The organism is Sphingopyxis sp. (assembly GCF_035998965.1).
In the GTDB taxonomy this organism is placed as follows: domain Bacteria; phylum Pseudomonadota; class Alphaproteobacteria; order Sphingomonadales; family Sphingomonadaceae; genus Sphingopyxis.
Genome location: NZ_DASYHE010000097.1, coordinates 55660 through 72882, shown reverse-complemented (window position 1 = coordinate 72882; position 17223 = coordinate 55660). Strand labels below are relative to the sequence as shown.

22 protein-coding genes are annotated in these 17223 nt (G+C 63.8%); 6 read left to right on the top strand and 16 right to left on the bottom strand.

The window, feature by feature from the left end; all coding sequences use genetic code 11:
• Window positions 1–17 precede the first annotated feature (17 nt).
• Window positions 18–485: an EF-hand domain-containing protein gene (locus VGN68_RS18030; protein ID WP_327478706.1), complete on the bottom strand. Its 468-nt coding sequence runs from the start codon at window positions 483–485 to the stop codon at window positions 18–20.
• A 134-nt stretch (window positions 486–619) separates the two neighbouring features.
• Between VGN68_RS18030 and VGN68_RS18025 the strand changes: the two genes are divergently transcribed.
• The gene (locus VGN68_RS18025) at window positions 620–1540 is read left to right on the top strand and encodes a hydrogen peroxide-inducible genes activator (RefSeq protein ID WP_327478704.1); all 921 of its coding nucleotides are present in this window, start codon (window positions 620–622) and stop codon (window positions 1538–1540) included.
• A 128-nt stretch (window positions 1541–1668) separates the two neighbouring features.
• On the opposite strand, the gene VGN68_RS18020 is transcribed toward VGN68_RS18025, so the two are convergent.
• From VGN68_RS18020 to pgsA, 3 genes are read right to left on the bottom strand one after another with little or no spacing between them, the layout of a single operon-like run.
• The gene (locus VGN68_RS18020; RefSeq protein ID WP_327478702.1) at window positions 1669–2112 is read right to left on the bottom strand and encodes a molybdenum cofactor biosynthesis protein MoaE; all 444 of its coding nucleotides are present in this window, start codon (window positions 2110–2112) and stop codon (window positions 1669–1671) included.
• The gene (locus VGN68_RS18015) at window positions 2109–2366 is read right to left on the bottom strand and encodes a MoaD/ThiS family protein (RefSeq protein ID WP_327478700.1); all 258 of its coding nucleotides are present in this window, start codon (window positions 2364–2366) and stop codon (window positions 2109–2111) included. The genes VGN68_RS18020 and VGN68_RS18015 overlap by 4 nt, the downstream gene beginning before the upstream one ends.
• Window positions 2367–2372: 6 nt before the next feature.
• Window positions 2373–2945, bottom strand: a complete 573-nt coding sequence (gene pgsA, locus VGN68_RS18010; protein WP_293704433.1) for a CDP-diacylglycerol--glycerol-3-phosphate 3-phosphatidyltransferase — start codon at window positions 2943–2945, stop codon at window positions 2373–2375.
• Window positions 2946–3092: 147 nt separating this feature from the next.
• Between pgsA and VGN68_RS18005 the strand changes: the two genes are divergently transcribed.
• The gene (locus tag VGN68_RS18005; protein ID WP_327478697.1) at window positions 3093–4364 is read left to right on the top strand and encodes an MFS transporter; all 1272 of its coding nucleotides are present in this window, start codon (window positions 3093–3095) and stop codon (window positions 4362–4364) included.
• A gap of 60 nt (window positions 4365–4424) precedes the next feature.
• Window positions 4425–4739, top strand: a complete 315-nt coding sequence (locus VGN68_RS18000) for a hypothetical protein (RefSeq protein ID WP_327478695.1) — start codon at window positions 4425–4427, stop codon at window positions 4737–4739.
• Between the two features lie 188 nt (window positions 4740–4927).
• Here VGN68_RS18000 and VGN68_RS17995 read toward each other — a convergent pair whose 3' ends face one another.
• The 3 genes from VGN68_RS17995 to nadC form a co-directional block, all read right to left on the bottom strand.
• Window positions 4928–5149, bottom strand: coding sequence for a hypothetical protein (locus VGN68_RS17995; RefSeq protein WP_293704430.1), 222 nt, complete (start codon window positions 5147–5149; stop codon window positions 4928–4930).
• Window positions 5150–5232: 83 nt separating this feature from the next.
• Window positions 5233–5982 carry a ribonuclease T2 family protein gene (locus tag VGN68_RS17990; protein ID WP_327478693.1) on the bottom strand — a complete coding sequence of 250 codons (750 nt, stop codon included), beginning with the start codon at window positions 5980–5982 and terminating at the stop codon, window positions 5233–5235.
• A gap of 90 nt (window positions 5983–6072) precedes the next feature.
• Window positions 6073–6921, bottom strand: a complete 849-nt coding sequence (gene nadC, locus VGN68_RS17985; RefSeq protein ID WP_327478691.1) for a carboxylating nicotinate-nucleotide diphosphorylase — start codon at window positions 6919–6921, stop codon at window positions 6073–6075.
• Window positions 6922–7026: 105 nt separating this feature from the next.
• Here nadC and VGN68_RS17980 point away from each other — a divergent pair, with 105 nt between their 5' ends.
• Window positions 7027–8160: a nitronate monooxygenase gene (locus tag VGN68_RS17980; protein WP_327478689.1), complete on the top strand. Its 1134-nt coding sequence runs from the start codon at window positions 7027–7029 to the stop codon at window positions 8158–8160.
• Between the two features lie 36 nt (window positions 8161–8196).
• Here the strand turns inward: VGN68_RS17980 and VGN68_RS17975 are convergent, their stop codons facing one another.
• Window positions 8197–8646 carry a peptidylprolyl isomerase gene (locus VGN68_RS17975; protein ID WP_293704423.1) on the bottom strand — a complete coding sequence of 150 codons (450 nt, stop codon included), beginning with the start codon at window positions 8644–8646 and terminating at the stop codon, window positions 8197–8199.
• Between the two features lie 166 nt (window positions 8647–8812).
• On the opposite strand from VGN68_RS17975, the gene mgtE reads away from it, so the two are divergent.
• Both mgtE and VGN68_RS17965 read left to right on the top strand, forming a co-directional pair.
• Window positions 8813–10267, top strand: coding sequence for a magnesium transporter (gene mgtE, locus VGN68_RS17970; RefSeq protein ID WP_327478687.1), 1455 nt, complete (start codon window positions 8813–8815; stop codon window positions 10265–10267).
• A gap of 233 nt (window positions 10268–10500) precedes the next feature.
• Window positions 10501–10629: an entericidin A/B family lipoprotein gene (locus VGN68_RS17965; RefSeq protein WP_293704456.1), complete on the top strand. Its 129-nt coding sequence runs from the start codon at window positions 10501–10503 to the stop codon at window positions 10627–10629.
• A 20-nt stretch (window positions 10630–10649) separates the two neighbouring features.
• Here VGN68_RS17965 and tatC read toward each other — a convergent pair whose 3' ends face one another.
• The 8 genes from tatC to argS all read right to left on the bottom strand — a co-directional run bounded on the left by tatC (window position 10650) and on the right by argS (window position 17134).
• The gene (gene tatC, locus VGN68_RS17960; RefSeq protein WP_327478684.1) at window positions 10650–11456 is read right to left on the bottom strand and encodes a twin-arginine translocase subunit TatC; all 807 of its coding nucleotides are present in this window, start codon (window positions 11454–11456) and stop codon (window positions 10650–10652) included.
• On the bottom strand, window positions 11453–11833 hold the full coding sequence (tatB, locus tag VGN68_RS17955) for a Sec-independent protein translocase protein TatB (protein ID WP_327478682.1): 381 nt from the start codon (window positions 11831–11833) through the stop codon (window positions 11453–11455). The genes tatC and tatB overlap by 4 nt, the downstream gene beginning before the upstream one ends.
• A 33-nt stretch (window positions 11834–11866) precedes the next feature.
• Window positions 11867–12100, bottom strand: coding sequence for a twin-arginine translocase TatA/TatE family subunit (locus VGN68_RS17950; protein ID WP_327478680.1), 234 nt, complete (start codon window positions 12098–12100; stop codon window positions 11867–11869).
• A gap of 25 nt (window positions 12101–12125) precedes the next feature.
• Window positions 12126–12725 (bottom strand): SMC-Scp complex subunit ScpB, encoded by a 600-nt coding sequence (gene scpB / locus VGN68_RS17945; RefSeq protein ID WP_293704415.1) that lies wholly within the window; start codon window positions 12723–12725, stop codon window positions 12126–12128.
• Complete coding sequence (locus VGN68_RS17940) at window positions 12722–13510, bottom strand: ScpA family protein (protein ID WP_327478678.1); 789 nt, start codon at window positions 13508–13510, stop codon at window positions 12722–12724. Before VGN68_RS17940 ends, scpB begins: the two co-directional genes overlap by 4 nt.
• 7 nt (window positions 13511–13517) lie before the next feature.
• Window positions 13518–14525, bottom strand: a complete 1008-nt coding sequence (gene nagZ / locus VGN68_RS17935) for a beta-N-acetylhexosaminidase (RefSeq protein WP_327478676.1) — start codon at window positions 14523–14525, stop codon at window positions 13518–13520.
• Between the two features lie 108 nt (window positions 14526–14633).
• Entirely contained in the window at window positions 14634–15407 is a 774-nt protein-coding gene (locus VGN68_RS17930; protein ID WP_327478674.1) for an SPOR domain-containing protein, read from the bottom strand.
• The gene (argS, locus tag VGN68_RS17925; RefSeq protein ID WP_327478672.1) at window positions 15407–17134 is read right to left on the bottom strand and encodes an arginine--tRNA ligase; all 1728 of its coding nucleotides are present in this window, start codon (window positions 17132–17134) and stop codon (window positions 15407–15409) included. Before argS ends, VGN68_RS17930 begins: the two co-directional genes overlap by 1 nt.
• Window positions 17135–17223 lie beyond the last annotated feature (89 nt).

Here is a 17223-nt window from a genome sequence, read left to right as displayed (position 1 = left end):
CGGGGGCGACGACCAAGTCAACAACTACACTTCGCCTTCACCGCCCGTTTCGGTGCCGTCGTCGCAAACTCCGCGCGCGTCAGATCGCCCGACTTGTCGCCATCGGCCCCCGCAAACCGCTCGCCCGTCGCCACCGCCCACTCCTCGAACGTCAGCAGATTATTGCCATCCTTGTCGAGCTTGCGAAACGCCGCCGTCCGCGACGACATCAGCTCGATACGGCTGATCCGCTCGTTGCGATCGCGGTCGAAGCGGTTGAACCGCCGCTCCTCGCGCGACGCCTCTTTCGCGGCGGGCAAGGCAGGCGGCGCCGGTCCGCGCTTCGGCGCATTCGCCCCGGCTACCGGGATCGCGGCCAAAGCAGGCGGCGGCTCGGGCAGCACCTCCTCCTCGGCAATCTGCGTATAGCCGGCCCACAAAAACAGGCCGCCGGTCAACAGCAACGCGCTCGCCACGCCGCCGATCAGAAAACGGGAAATCGCCATCGGTCCCTCCGCCTCGTCCGATCCCATTGGCTATCACAGCGGCGCAGAAATCGGCAAAAATCGGCGCCACTATGGCGGCAAATAATAACGGCAAAACCATTCAAAACGACCCGGTTCATGGCTATATCCGATCAATGTCCAACTACCTCCCGACCCTGAAGCAGATGCAATATCTGGTCGCGCTGCACGAACATGGCCATTTCGGCCGCGCCGCCGATGCCTGCAACGTGACGCAATCGACGCTGTCGGCGGGCATCCGCGAGATTGAGACCTTGCTCGGCCAGACACTGGTCGAGCGCACGCGCCGCGTCGTCCGCTTCACCGGCCTCGGCAATGCCATTGTCGAAAAGGCGCACCGGGTTTTGCGCGAGGCCGAGGAACTCGCCGACATGGCCGCCGCCGCCGCCGCACCGCTGGTCGGCGACCTCAGGATGAGCGTCATCCCGACCATCGCGCCTTTCCTGCTCCCCGGTATGCTCCGCCTGCTGCGCAAGGAGCGCCCGGCGCTCAAGCTGTTCCTGCGCGAGGAACCGAGTGCGCAGGCGTGCGAGTCGCTGCACCATGGCACCGTCGATTGCGTGCTCCTTGCCCTCCCCTACGCTTGCGGCGACGTCGAGAGCGAGGAGTTGTTCGACGACGCGCTGTTCGTCGCCTTCCCCGGCGACCAGTCCGAAGACCTGCCCGCGATGGTCAGCGCCGACCAGATCGACCCGGCGCAGATGCTGATGCTGGAGGACGGGCATTGCCTGAAGGACCACGCCCTCGCCGCATGCAACCGTCCTGAACTCCGCGCCGGGGCGCGGATGATGGGGACGTCGCTGCATACGTTGGTCCAGATGGTCGACAATGGCCTCGGCATCACGATGCTGCCGCAGATGGCGATCGAGGCCGGCATCCTCGACCACACCGACATCGACACCCGCCCGCTCGATTCGGACCATGACTGGCGCACGATCGCGCTGGTGTGGCGCAAGGGCAGCCCGCGGGCGGACGAATTCAAGATGCTGGCGGATATTTTCCGGAAACACCGGGCGGCAAGCGAATCAGCATCGTAACAGGCCGTTTGTCCTGAGGAGCCATTGAGCTTGCCGAAATGGCGTCTCGAAGGAACCCAGCATCGCAATCCTTCGAGACGGGTCTTCGCAAAGCTCAGCCCCTCCTCAGGACAAACGGCATTTTGGCGTTAGGTTGCCCACCGCTCCGCCCGCACCGCATCCCCCGCCCGCGCCTCGACCCACGTCACCTGCCCATCGCCAAACGTCTCACGCTTCCACAACATCACATCGGTCTTCAGCCGGTCGATCAGAAACTCGCACGCCGCCAGCGCTTCGCTGCGATGCGGGCTGCTCGCGAGCACCAGCACGATCGTGTCGCCCGGCGCCATCGCGCCGACGCGGTGGATCAAAGTCAGTGCCGCCAGCTGCCAGCGGTCCGCGGCAGCATGCGCCAGATCGCCCAACCCCGCTTCGGTCATCACCGGATGATGCTCCAGGAACAACTCAACCAGCCCGCCGTCGCCGCGCACGCGCCCGATAAAGCTGGCACTTGCGCCGTGGCCGCCCGCATCATGCAGGTCGAGTTCGGCGCCGACATCGATCGCCGCCCCCTGCACCGCGACGCGGATCATCCGCCGGTCACTGGCGGAAACAGCGCAACCTCGCGCGCGCCGTTCAGCGGCGCACCCGGCCCCATCATCACGCCGTCGATTGCGGCGCGGATGCGCTGCGGCTCGGCAAAGGCAAGCGCTCCACGCTCGTCACGCCCGGCGAGGAACGCCAGCAGCGCAGTCAGATCGGTAACATCGGCGGGCAGCTCGACGACCTCCTCAGCCGCCCCCATCCGCTCGCGTACCCAGGCAAAATATGCGATATTCAGCGCCATGTGCGCTCAATCCATATGCTTCAGGCCGACGCGCAGATAATCCCAGCCGGTGATCAGCGTCAGCACCGCGGCGCCCCACAGCGACGCGAGCCCGACCAGCTTGACCCACTCCAGCGCAGGCAGTGCCCCGGCCAGGATCAGTGCACCGAAGGCGACGAGCTGAAAGGTCGTTTTCCACTTCGCCAGCTGCGTCACCGGCATCGACACCTGCAACGTCGCCAGAAATTCGCGCAGCCCCGACACGATGATCTCGCGCAGCAGGATCATCAGCGCCGCGATGACGTGATAACCGGTGATGTCGCGGGTAAAGACGAGCAGCAGGATGACCGCCGCAATCATGATCTTGTCGGCGATCGGATCGAGGAAAGCCCCCAGCCGCGATACGATGCCGCGCGAGCGTGCCACATAACCGTCAAAATAATCGGTAATGCCCATCAGGCAGTACAGACCGAACGCCAGCGCATAATCGATCGGCTTGGGCTGGTGCGAACCCTCGACCACTCCCGGCCACAGCAGGAACAGCAAAATGGGCACCGCCAAAATGCGCGACAATGTCAGGATGTTCGGAAGACTGAGCATGATCCCTGATTCCAGCGCCCGTGTTTCGTCCGGCCCAAAATGGGCTTTGACCGCGTCCGCCCTAACCGATAAGCCCCACGCGCGACAACCATATTGCCGTGATGCATCGGCGCCGTCGCAATGTCAGGCTGCAAAAGTGGATTTTCAATGACCGGTTCCTTTGCGCTGATGAAGCAACGCCGGTTTCTGCCCCTGTTCGCTACCCAGTTCCTCAACGCCTTCAACGACAATTTCTACAAGATGGCGATGGTGATCCTGGTCACCTTCACGATCTACAAGGATCCGGAGACCGAGGCCTGGTTCAACGCGCTGGCGGGCGGCCTGTTCATCCTGCCCTTTTTCCTGTTTTCGGCGCTGGCCGGGCAACTCGCCGACAGCACCGACAAGACGCGGATGATCCGCCTGATCAAGACCGCCGAAATTTTCATCATGATCGTCGGCGCGATCGGCATCTGGCTGCATCTGGTACCGGTCATGCTGCTGGCGCTGTTCGCGATGGGGATGCACTCGGCCTTCTTCGGCCCGATCAAATACGCGATCCTGCCCCAGCATCTGGAGGAGGACGAGGTGCTCGCGGGGACTGGCTGGGTCGAGGCCGGAACCTATATCGCGATCCTGATGGGGACGATCGTCGGCGGTCTGACGCCGCCCCATATCGCGATTCCCGGCATCATCGCGGTTGCCTTGATCGGGCGACTGACCGCGACTTTCGTTCCCGCCGCGCCGCCGGAAGCCGAGGCCCAGGGGATGATGATCGACTATCATGTCTTTCGCTCGTCGTGGCGGCTGGTCAATTCGACGATGCACATCCCGCGCCTGTTTCTGGCGATCGTGTCGATCAGCTTTTTCTGGGCGATCGGCGCCATTCTGGCGGCGCAGTTCCCGCCGCTGGTCAAGAATGCGCTGGGCGCCGACAATACCGTCGCCACGCTGTTCACCGCCATCTTCTCGGTCGGGGTCGCCATCGGTTCGATTGTCGTCAACCGGTTGCTCAAGGGTCAGGTATCGGCCCGCTATTCGCCCGGCTCGGTGCTGGTGATGAGCCTGTTCGTGCTCGACCTGTGGTGGAATGTGAAGGGGTGGAGCCATCATAGCACCGCCTTGATGGACTGGCGCGAATTCCTGTCCCTGACCACCGGCGACCGCATCATTTTCGATCTGCTCGGCATCGCAATTGCAGGCGGCATGTTCGTTGTGCCGCTCTACGCTTTCCTGACCACCACGGTCGCCAAGTCGCAGACCGCGCGGACGGTTGCCGCGAACAACATCGTCAATTCGGGCTTCATGGTCGCGGCGGTGCTGTTGCTGAGCGTCCTGATCGGCATGGGGCTGACAATCGACGACACGCTGCTGATGGTGGCAGCAATGTGTCTGGTTTCGGCGGTGCTGGCGTGGAAGCTACACAAGGCGTGCGATTAGCCTGGCGGCGAATGGCTGATATGGGGTGGGGAGCGGACTTATCACTAGCTAGGTTTCAGCATGACCGTTCACCCTAAGATAAAGCTTTCGCGCCTTCGCGATATCGGCTGGTCGCTTTGGGACCCCATTGGCCTAGGGTCGCCGGGCGACGGCTGGCCGGAAAGCTGCGCCGATGAATACGACAGCTATTTGCTGATGGTATCAACGATGCTTTGTTCAGGCCATTCGAGAGAAGACGCGAGCGAGTACCTTCGTCAAATCGCAGGCGTCCAAATGGGCCTATCTGATGTAGATGCAGGCGCAGCTAAAGCCGCGGCGAATGCCATTGCAGACTATTTGGAGACCCTGCCAGATGGACCTTCAAATGTCCCCTAGTGGTCGTTCGCGGTCATTCCGAGCAAATCGGCAGCAAACGTCCGAAATGGGGTGGATTCCCGACTGTTCCTTATTCGTCATCCCGGCGAAGGCCGGGATCTCGCCGGTGCGGTAAACCGAGAGGGCGAGATCCCGGCCTTCGCCGGGATGACGATAGTTGGATGTCCGCTTGTGGGCGTTAGCCGCCCTCAAATCAAAAACATCATCGTCGCGGTGAAAAACACCGCGAAACTCTGCAAAAACAGCCGCAGGTCGCTGCCCGCAAAGATCGACACCGGCTCGCGGTGCGCCGCCAGCGCCTGCCGCAACTCGCCCTGCCAATCGGCAGGTGCGCTCAGCCGCGCGATCGTCAGCTGGCGGGCGCTATGCGCCTGAATCCGGCGGCGAATGTCGATGTGATCCGAGTCCATGCCCGGCAAGCTAAGCAGGTGTTAACGATTTGGTAAGGTTAAAAGATCGTTAACGGGCACAGCGTGTCAAAGCGGCACAGCGGCTAATCCTTTGGGATAGGTCGCACCCGAACCGTCTGTGCATCGCGCGCGCCGACCTGAAACGGCTTGCAGCGCTGCGGCCGCATCCGCGGCCCCAGGCACAGCCGCACCTCCTTGAGCCATCCCTGCTGGTCGGTCGTCACCGCGATCATCGGTGCGGTCACGCCCCGGTTGGCTGCGGCAAAGGCGCGGCGAACGCTGCCCGCCGTCTGCGGCCGCGCCGCCAGCGCCGCCATGTCGGGAAAACGCACCGCGCGGAACAGCATCGCGGCGGCGCGGAAATAGGCGGCGGGATTCGGGCTCATGCAGGTGCCATGCTTCGCCCACTCATGCTGGAGCAGCTGGACCGATGGCGTCATGCACAGATGCTCGCGCAGCACCGGCTGCGGCACGATTCTCGCCGGGCGGCACCATTGCGGATAGTCGCGGCTGTCGGTTTCGGGCCACAGCCCGTGGAGCACCCAGCCAAAGCGGCCATTTTCGCCCGCGCACTGGAACCGGTCGCGCGCGTCGTGGGGATTGCGGACATTGGCGCAATGCTGCGGCGACCAGCTCATGGCCAGCAGATAGCCGGTGGTCGGCGTCTTGCGCACCGGTTCGCCGCGCTTCGGCTGGTCGAGCCGCGGGACCGGGATGCGATCGGGGAGCTTGCAGGCGAGCGCCTGGGCTTGGGCTGCGGTAGGCGCGACGAGCAGCGCCAGTGCGGACAGCGCCCACCCCTTTTTCCGTTCGTGCTGAGCTTGTCGAAGCACCGTTTTTCCTTTGCCGCGGTAAAGAGAAGAACAGCCCTTCCCCCGAACGTGATCCGGGGTCAGGGCGAACGGTAAGTTGGCGTGGCGGAATCAAACCAAAGCAAAATCAAGCCCAACATCCGCCGCGGGCGCCGACTGCGTCAACCGCCCGACCGACACATAGGTCACCCCCGTCGCGCCGATCGCGCCGATCGTGTCGAGCCGCACTCCGCCCGACGCCTCGGTCGGCACCTTGCCACCGACGATCGCGACACATGTCCGCAGCTCGTCCAGCGTCATATTGTCGAGCAACAGGTGCGTCGCTCCGGCATTCAGCGCGGGCTCGACCTGTGCCACCCGGTCGACCTCGACGATGATGCTCGCAATCCCCGCCGCGACCGCGCGGCGCACGGCTTCCTCGACCGACCCAGCGACCGCGACATGATTGTCCTTGATCATCGCCGCGTCCCACAGGCCCATGCGGTGGTTGGTCGCGCCACCCATCCGCGTCGCATATTTCTCCAGCACCCGCAGGCCCGGGATCGTCTTGCGCGTGTCGAGCAACGTCGCGCCGGTTCCTGCCAGCGCATCGACATATTGGCGCGTCATTGTCGCGATGCCCGACAGATGCTGCACGGTGTTCAAAGCCGATCGTTCGGCGGTCAGCATCGCCCGCGCATTGCCCGACAGGCGCATCAAATCGCTCCCCGCGGCCACCTCGGCGCCTTCGGGGGCCAGGATTTCGATCTCCATGGCAGGATCGAGCGCGCGAAAGAAAGCTGCGGCGATCGGCAGCCCCGCGACGATGATCGCATCGCGGCTGTCCATCACCCCCCCGAACCGAGCATCAGCGGGAATCACCGCCATCGACGTAATGTCGCCCCCCGCCCCCAGATCCTCGGCCAGCGTGGCACGGACAAAGGCGGCGAGGTCGAAATCGGGCAGGGAAAATTGGGTCATGCGCCTGCGATAATGGGAGCCCCCAGCAAATCAACTTGACGTTTACGTAAACTAACGCTGACATGCACGCCACGTGGCACCTTAGTCCACATCCGGAGAGGCCCAATGCAATCACCCATCTGCGCGATGCTCGTCATCGAATTCCCCCTCCTCGCCTTCTCGCACTGCCGCGACGTCGTCGTCGCGGTGTCGAAAGCAGGCGGCATGGGCGTCTTCGGCGCCGCCTCGCTCCCGCCCGAACGGCTTGAGGAGGAACTGGCGTGGATCGACTCGCATATCGGCGGCAAGCCCTATGGCGTCGACCTGATCGTCCCCAACAGCTTTGCGGGAAAAGGCGAAGACCGTCGTAAAATGCCCCCTATCCCTGCCGAACACAAAGCCTTCGTCGCCGACCTTCTCGGCAAGCATGGAGTCGATGAAGGCAATCTCGCACTTCCCGCTGTTGGCGGCGGCCTCGGCGAAAACATGACCGACGACGGCGCGGCCAGGCTGCTCGAAGTCGCTTTCCGGCACCCGATCAAGCTGGTCGCCAATGCGCTCGGCGTGCCGCCGCCGCTAATGCTCGAACTTGGCAAGCGCCACAATGTGCCCGTCGCGGCGCTCGTCGGCACCCGCGATCACGCCCTCGCGCAGGTCGGCGCCGGAGTGGACATCCTCGTTGTTGCAGGCGGCGAAGCGGGCGGTCACTGCGGCGAAGTTGCGACGATGGTGCTCGTGCCCGAGGTCGCGGCAGCGGTCGAAGCGGTTGGTGCGACCACGCCAATCCTCGCCGCGGGCGGCATCGTCACGGGGCGCCAGATGGCGGCGGCGATGGCGATGGGCGCCCACGGCGCGTGGACCGGATCGGTGTGGCTGACCACGGCCGAGGCCGAAACCAATCCGGTGGTGAAGGAAAAAATGCTGCTCGCCAGTTCGCGCGACACGGTGCGCTCGAAAAGCCGCACCGGCAAACCCTCGCGCCAGCTCCGCTCGCCCTGGACCGACGCGTGGGAGGCCGAAGGCGCGCCCAAACCGCTGCCGATGCCGTTGCAATCGCTGGTCAGCGAACCCGCGTTGCGCAAGGTCGATAAATTGTCCGAGGGCGGCCACGAAGGCGCCAAGGCACTGGCGACCTATTGGGTCGGCCAGGGTGTCGGGCTGATGAACGAGGCCATGGGCGCCGGTCAAGTCGTGCAGGAATTCAAGGCCGACTGGATCGCCGCGTGCGAACGGCTGAACGGATTTATCGGCGAATTATGATCGTCGCCCCCGCGAAGGCGGGGGCGACAAATATAATCAGCTAACCGTCGCTTTGACAATCTTGCCCGGTTCGCGCGGCGGCTCGCCCTTGGGCAGCGCGTCGACATTTTCCATGCCTTCGATCACTTCGCCCCAAGCGGTGTACTGGTTGTCGAGGAAGCGCGCGTCGTCGAAGCAGATGAAGAACTGGCTGTTTGCGCTGTTCGGGTTCTGCGCCCGCGCCATCGAACACACACCGCGGACGTGCGGCTGCGCGTTGAATTCGGCGGGCAGGTCGGGCAGCGGGCTGCCGCCCATGCCGGTGCCGGTCGGATCGCCGCCCTGCGCCATAAAGCCCGGGATGACGCGGTGGAACACGACGCCGTCGTAGAACCCTTCGCTGGCAAGCTGGGTAATCCGCTCAACGTGCAGCGGCGCAAGGTCGGGGCGCAGGCGGATAACAACATCGCCGGTCGACAGCGAAAGGGTGAGAGTCTGGTCGGTCATGCTCGGCTCCTGTAGAAATAATGGCGGTGCCATAGCGAGCAACAGCGCCAAAGCCACGCTTTAATTGCCGCGGTTGCCTCGCTGGCGTTGCCATCTGGCGGTGCCGCGACTAGGGGGAAGGCTCGGCCCGCCGGCAGTCGTCGGCCCAAACAGGGAGGACCGCGCGATGGATAACCGCGAAGATTCCCACGCCACTGACGATACCGCCATCACTGACGACCGCGACCGCGAAGCAGTGGCGCGCGAAACCGAAACCGAGCTCGATGAAGACGACCGGCTGAGGCCAAAATTCGTCCGCGACGTCATCGAACTGGCCGAGGCGGGCGAAGGCGAAGCGGCGCGCGAGCGCATCGGCCGCCTGCACCCAGCCGACATCGCCGATCTGTTCGAACTCGCGCGCAGCGACGAGCGCCCGATGCTGGCCGCCGTGCTGGGCAATATGCTGTCCGCCGACGTGCTGGCGGAAATGAACGATTATGTGCGCGAGGAGCTGATCGACCTGCTCGCGCCCGAACAGGTTGCCGAGCTGGCGTCCGAACTCGATACCGACGACGCCGTCGCGATCATCGAGGATATGGAGGCCGACGAGCAGCAAGCAGTGCTCGACGCAATGGAGCCTGAAGATCGCGCCGCGATCGAGGACGCCCTCTCCTTCCCCGAGGAATCCGCTGGCCGCCTCATGCAGCGCGACCTGGTCGCGGTTCCCGAGCACGTCACCGTCGGCGACGTCATCGACCGGCTGCGCGAAGACACCGCGCTGACCAGCGATTTCTGGGAAATCTTTGTCGTCGATCCGATGCATCGTCCAGTCGGGTCGTGCCAACTCAGCTGGATCCTGCGCACCCCGCGCGACATCGCGATCAGCGATGTGATGAAACGCGAACAGACGCTGATTCCCGTCGATATGGACCAGGAAGAGGTCGCGCTGCGCTTTCAGAAATATGCGCTGATCTCGGCCGCCGTCGTCGATCGCGCCGGGCGCCTCGTCGGGATGATCACCGTCGATGATGTCGTGCATATCATTCAGGAAGAGGCGGGCGAGGATATCCTGCGCCTGTCGGGCGCCGGCGACGGCGACATCAACGAACCTATCCGCGAAACCTACAGCGCTCGCGTGCGCTGGCTGGTCGCCAATCTGGGTACCGCCCTGCTCGCCTCATCAATCGTCGGCTTTTTCGGCGGCGCGATCGAACAGATGGTGACGCTCGCGGCGCTGATGCCGATCGTCGCCGGGGTCGGCGGCAACGCCGGTACTCAGACGCTGGCGGTGACGGTTCGCGCGCTGGCGATGAACCAGCTGACCGATTCGAACAGCTGGCGCGCTATCTGGCGCGAAATGAAGATCGCACTCCTCAACGGCGCGACGATTGCGCTGCTCGCGGGGACGGCTACCGCTATATGGTTCGCCAACCCGCAGCTGGGCGCCGTGATTGCCGCGGCGATGGTCGTGAACATCTTTGTGGCAGGCGTCGCTGGGGTCGCGATCCCGCTCCTGCTCGACCGCCTCGATCAGGATCCGGCGGTCGCGAGCTCGATTTTTGTCACCATGACCACCGATTCCATGGGCTTTCTGGCCTTCCTTGGTCTGGCCGTGGCTAGCGGCCTGACCACCATGGGCTGAGCAAGATATTGGAATCAAAAGTCGATTCCTATACTCCAAAAAAGACCCGAAAAAATTTCACCGAGCCATTTTTTTTCGGGAACTTATCCCACATTTGGCTCGTTTCCCATTCGAGCAGCGATCATCGCCCCCCCGCAGCGCTGCTCAGCAACATTGGCCCGGCCCGCATTTCCCTCCCCCCCCTCGAAAGCGTGCCGGGCCATTTTGCATCCTATCCAGAGAGGTTTGAAAAAATGACGAGTTTCCGCGCTATCATTCTCGCCATTCTGGCAAGTGTTGTCGTCACCGGCTGCAACACGGTCAAGGGTGCAGGCCGCGACATCGAATCGGTCGGTCAGGCTGGCGCCGACGCCATCGACTGATCGGGATTACCCCGCTTACCCTAAGCCTCTTCGAGAGGCTCGACAGGCGCCGCTTCGGCGCCTGTTTTGCGTCGGCGCTGAGTAAACCAGATCGCAAACAACGATATTTCGTAAAGCAGGATCAGCGGCACGGCGAGCAGGAACTGGCTCAAAATGTCCGGCGGCGTCGCTACCGCTGCAATGGCAAATGCAGCCACGATCATGTAACGCCGCGCGCCGACCAGTTGATCGCGGGTGACGATACCCGATCGTTCAAGCAGCATCAGCAAGATCGGCAGCAGGAAACAGATGCCGAACGCCATGATAAACTGCATGATGAAACTGAGGTAATTGGCAACCGACGGCAGCGCCTCCTGCTGGATTCCGCCCATATCGCCCTGAAAGCCGAGCAGAAATTTCAGCGCCACCGGTACGGTCACGAAATAGGCGAGGCACGCCCCGGCTGTGAACAGTACTGGGGTCGCGAGCAGGAAGGGTAGCAACGCGCGCTTTTCCTGACGATACAGGCCCGGCGCGACGAACTTCCACAGCTGGTTCGCGATCACCGGAAAGGCGATCATCATCGATGCGAATAGCGCGACCTTGATCTGAACAAAGAATGCCTCGAACAACTGGGTGTAGATAATCGTGCCCTGCCCCGCCGCGACGAGCGGCTGAACAAGGATGCTGAAGATCGGTTCGGCGTAATAAAGACACACGCCAAAAGCCAAGGCGATGGCCACCAGCGATTTCAGCAGCCGCGAGCGCAACTCGATCAGATGGTCCAGCAGCGGCATCTTGCCGCCCGCGCCATCATCCTCGGCGGCGATTGGTGTTTCGACGGTCATGGCAGCGGGCCATCGCGCGGGGGCACCGCGTGGGTTTCAGAAGGCGCGGTAGCGGCGGCTGCCTCGTCCGTATCTTGCTGGCTCGGAGCGTCGGGCGCAGCAGAAGCCGGTTTGGGTGTCGACGTGTTCACATCATCGATGCGCGGAAACTCTCGCATGATCGCGTCATTCTGCTCACGCCACTGCTTCTCTAGCTCTTCGAGCTCGGCCTCACGCATCATCGTGTCGAGCCCGGAGCGGAAGTGGCGCGCCATGCCGCGCGCCTTGCCCATCCACTTGCCGACGAAACGCATCGCCTTTGGCAGGTCTTTCGGACCGATGACGACCAGAGCCACCACGATGACGAGCATCAGCTCGGTGGGCGCGACGTCGAACATCGATTAAAGCTTCCCTCCGCCGCCGGACCAGAATCAGAGCTTGTCGTGCTCGGCGGTTGGCGTCGTGATCGGGGCGCTATCGGGCGCGCGCTGGCCTTCGATATGCTTCGGCGTGGCGGGCGGCGCGTCGTCTTCGGCCATGCCCTTTTTGAAGCTTTTGATGCCTTTGGCGACATCGCCCATCATATCGGAAAACCGGCCTTTGCCGAACAGCAGCAGCACGAGGATGCCGACGATCAGCCAATGCCAGATGCTGAAGCTACCCATATCAAATTCTCCTTGCGGCGATCATCTAAGCTTCTTCGCCGTCTTTTACTAGGTCTAGCTCGCCCATCGCATCGTCAAAGGCGAGGTCGACCGGATCGAGCAAGCCTGCGGCGCGCAGATCGTCGATGCCCGGCAAATCCTTGCGGCTGCTAAGGCCGAAATGCTGCAAAAATGCGTCGGTCGTCTTGTAGATCAGCGGTCGACCCGGGACCTCGCGGCGCCCCGCAGGCGCGATCCATTCGGCCTCCATCAGCACGTCGAGCGTACCTTTCGACGTCTGGACGCCGCGGATCGCCTCGATTTCGGCGCGGCTGACGGGTTCGTGATAGGCGACGATCGCCAGCACTTCGGCGGCAGCGCGCGACAATTTGCGCGGATCATCACGTTCGCGGCGGAGCAGATGCGCAAGGTCGGCCGGGGTCTGAAAATGCCAATGCCCGCCGCGTTCGACCAGTTCGATGCCGCTGCCCGCATGGCGCGCGGCGATCGCCTGAATGAAAGCGCGCACCTCGCCGATGCTCCAGTCGTCACCCAACCGCGCGGCGACCTGCCGCGGGTCGAGCGGCTCATCGCTGGCAAACAGCATCGCTTCGATGGCGCGTTCGCGGTCGTCGATCGGGTTCATGCGGCGGGTTGTCCCATGGCAGCAGCCTTCAGGTAAAGCGGTTCAAATGCGCCCGCCTGTTTCAGGTCGACGCGCCCCTGCCGTGCCAGTTCGAGCGCAGCGACAAAACTCGACGCAATTGCCGAGCGGCGCAGCGGTCCATCATAGGCGGGCGGGAGGAAGTCGGCGAGTTCGGCCCAGTCGAGCTTGATTCCGATCATCCGCTGCAAATGGTGGAGCGCCGCATCGAGCGTAATCACCGGGCGCCGCGATACCATATGGACAACGGGCTCGCTGCGCAGCTTGACCTGCCCATAGGCCGACAGCAGGTCGTAAAGGCTGGCGTCCCAGCGACGCAGCTTGACGTCGCGCAGACCCTCGGGCTTGGCGCGCAGAAACACGTCGCGGCCGATGCGGTCGCGCGCAAGAAGTCGTGCCGCGGCCTCGCGCATCGCCGCCAGCCGCTGCAATCGCAGTTGCAGGCGCAGCGCGAGTTCGTCGGGTGACGGTTCCTCAAGCGGGTCCTTGGGCAGAAGAAGTGCCGATTTGAGGTAGGCGAGCCAAGCCGCCATAACCAGATAATCGGCGGCGACCTCCAGCTTCAGTTCGCGCGCCTCGGCAATGAAGGTCAGATATTGTTCGACGAGCGCCAGAATCGAAATCTGCTTGAGATCAACCTTCTGGCTGCGCGCCAGCGTGAGCAGCAGGTCGAGCGGCCCTTCCCAGCTTTCTAGCGAAAGTTGCAGCGCGTCATCATTTTCAGGTGCGGTCGACGCCACCTCAAAATCGAGCGCCAGTTCGTCCATTGCAGGCTCAGGCAACTGCAAGCAGCGCGTCGCGCTGTTCGACGAGCGTCGCAAACGCGCGGTTGTCTCCGATCCCTGACACGCGGTCCATCGCGCCTTCCAGCCGGGCGCGCGATACGGTGCTGATCGGGTCGAGGGCGTTGGCGATGCCGATCATATCGCCCATCCTGGCCCAGCAATTGAGCGCGATATCGCAACCCGCCGCGACGGCAGCGGCGGCCCGCGAAGGCACGTCGCCCGCCAGAGCCTTCATGTCGAGATCGTCGGACATCAACAGCCCGTGAAAGCCGATGCGCTGACGGATCACGCTATCGATGATGATCGGCGACAGCGTCGCGGGCCGGTCGGGATCCCATGCCTCAAACACCACGTGGCACGTCATCGCCATGGCGGCATCGCGCAGCGCCGCGAACGGTGCCAGATCGGTCTGCAAATCGCGATCGGTCGCCGTCACCACCGGCAGCGCCTCGTGCGTATCGAGCAGCGCGCGGCCGTGGCCGGGGATGTGTTTGACGATGCCAACGACGCCGCCGTCCTGCAATCCGCCCAAGATTGCGCGCCCCAGCGCGGCGACGCGCATCGGCTCGCTGCCCAGCGCGCGGTCGCCGATCACGTCGCTCGCCCCCGGCTGGCGCACATCGAGCAAAGGCATGCAATCGACGTTAATGCCGACTTCCGCCAACATCGCCGCAAGCGCCATCGCGTTCAGTCGTGCCGCTTCAATCGCGCTCGCGGGCGCGCGTTCGTACAGCGCGTCGAAGGTCGCGCCGCTCGGGAACGTCGGCCATTCGGGCGATTTCATCCGCGCGACCCGACCACCCTCCTGATCGATCAGGATGGGCACATTGTCCCGCCCATCCAGCGCGCGCAACTCGTCGGTCAGCCGCCGCAGCTGCTCGCGGTTTTCGATATTGCGCCCGAACAGGATATAGCCTGCCGGATCGCTGTCGCGAAAGAAGGCGCGCTCGTCGTCGGTGAGGGTCAGTCCCGACAGGCCGAAAATAGCGGGTATCATCGTATCGCAAACTCCATCGGCCGCCGCCCCCTCATGCGGCTACCACATGGCGCAACATGCCATAGCGGCGCGTTAGTACCAACGGAGTCTGCGGCCAAACGGGCCGAATCAGCGAACGACGACGCAATTTTCACCCGCTACGCGCAATTTCCCACACAAATTCTCAGCGTTAGCGGCCGTTCCTGCGGATACGCGCAAACGATAGACCGTGCCGTCGCCAACCTTGGCAGGCGACACCGACTTGTTAAGATCGGCCAGATAGGCAAAGCGTTTCGACAGGTTGGTCCACGCCTTCGCGGCCGCCGCATCGCTGCTGAATGCGCCGAGCTGGATCATCGCCGATCCCACCGCCGCAGCCGCCGGTGCAGCTTTCGGTGTCGCAGCAGGCGCCTTGGTCGACGCCGCCGCCGTCTTAGCTTCTACCTTTGCGGGCGTCGGCGCGGGTTTCGCCTTTGCTGTAGCGGCCTTGTCCGCCGCGGCTTTCGCGGCCTCGCGCTCCTGCGGCGTTACGGCCGGCTCTTCGGGCATCCGCGTCGGATCGACCTTGCCGGCGGGCTCGGCGCCTTCGCTGGCCGAGAAGCTGGCATCGCCCTCGCCTTCAAAGGTCTTTGCGCCATCATTCTTCGGCGCGACCTTGTAATTGCCATCCTGCGCCGCGATCAGCTCGCCTTTGCCGCGCGCGCCGCCGTTCTGGACCCACCACAGCCCGCCCAGCACCGCCCCGATCAGCAACAGACCGCCGAGCACCATGACCAGCAGACGCGCGGGCGAAACCTCGCCATCGTCCTCAACCCCGTCGGCGGCTTCGAGCCATGGCAGGCGATCTTCGCTCTCCAGCCCCAGCCCCACATCGCCTTGGTCGGCGTTCTTGTCCTCGGCCATCAGTTCATCTCCTCGAGCGCCTCTACCCCCATCAGGTGCAGCCCGTTGCGAATTACCTGCCCGATTCCATCGGCCAAATAAAGGCGCGTCGCGGTCAATTCGGGGTCATTTGCCAAAATGACACGGGCGTCGGGGCGATCGTTACCAAGGTTCCACCAGGCATGGAACGCGGCGGCAACATCGGCGAGATAGAAGGCAATGCGATGCGGCTCGCGCGAAGCGGCGGCAGCTTCGACGATCCGCGGAAATTGCGCGAGCAGCTTGACGAGGCCGAGTTCATAGTCATCGAGGCGCTCGGCGTTCGGCGCAGCAGGCGCGACCCCCGCCTCGGCGAGCTTGCGTTTCAGCGATGCGATCCGGGCGTGCGCATATTGGACGTAGAAGACGGGGTTGTCGCGCGATGCCTCGACCACTTTCGCAAAGTCGAAATCCATCTGCGCATCAGCTTTGCGCGTCAGCATGGTGAAGCGCACCGCGTCCTTGCCGACCTCATCGACGATGTCGGCGAGGGTGACGAAGTTGCCCGCGCGCTTCGACATTTTGAACGGTTCGCCGTTCTTGAGTAGCCGCACCATCTGGACCAATTTGACGTCGAACTTCTTCTTGCCGCCCGTTAGCGCGGCGACCGCGGCCTTGATCCGCTTCACGGTCCCAGCATGGTCGGCCCCCCAGATGTCGATCAATTCGTCGGCGGTTTCGGCCTTCTGGTAATGATAGGCAAGGTCGGCGCCGAAATAGGTCCAGCTACCGTCGGATTTCTTGATCGGCCGGTCCTGGTCGTCGCCAAATTTGGTCGAGCGGAACAGCGGCAGCTCGACCGGCTCCCAATCCTCGGGCGTTTCGCCTTTGGGTGCTTCAAGTACGCCGTCATAGACAAGGTCGTGGTCGCGCAGCCATTTTTCGGCAGCTTCCGGCTTTCCCGCCGCCTGCAATTCGGCTTCGGATGAAAACAGGTCGTGATGAATGCCGAGCTTGGAGAGGTCGGCGCGGATCATGTCCATCATCGCGCTGACCGCTTCGGCCCGGAACAGCCCAAGCCACGCGCTTTCCGGTGCGCCGACAAAGCGGTCGCCATATTCGGCCGCCAGCTTGCCCGCCACCGGAATCAGATAATCGCCCGGATATAGTCCCTCCGGCACCGCCCCGACAGCTTCGCCCAGCGCTTCACGGTACCGCAAATGGACCGAGCGGGCGAGAACATCGACCTGTCCGCCCGCGTCGTTGACATAATATTCCCGGGTGACCCGATGTCCTGCAAACTCGAGCAGGGCTGCGAGCGCGTCGCCGACCACTGCGCCGCGGCAATGGCCGACGTGCATCGGGCCGGTCGGGTTCGCCGACACATATTCGACATTGACGCGCCGCCCCTGCCCCATCGCCGAGCGGCCGTAATCGTCGCCCTCGGCATGGATCAGCGCCAGTTCGTCGCGCCAGCTGTCATCGACCAGGCGCAGGTTGATGAATCCCGGCCCCGCGACGCTTGCCTCGGTTACCTCATCCAGCGCGCCGAGTTCGCCAACCAAGAGATCGGCAAGCACGCGCGGGTTCATCCCCGCAGGCTTGGCCAGCACCATCGCGGCATTGGTCGCTACGTCGCCGTGCGCGGTATCGCGGGGTGGTTCGACAGTGATGGCCGAGCGATCGAGTCCAGCGGGCAAGGCATTGCGCGCTGCCAGCGCATCGAGCGCGGCGTCGATATGGGCGGAAAAACGGCTGAACAGGGTCACGGGCGGGCCTATCTTCGATCAGGAAAGTCGTGCGCGCGCCCTATCGCAGCAGGGCGCGCGCGAAAAGCCCCGCGTCGCCCATGCAGCGC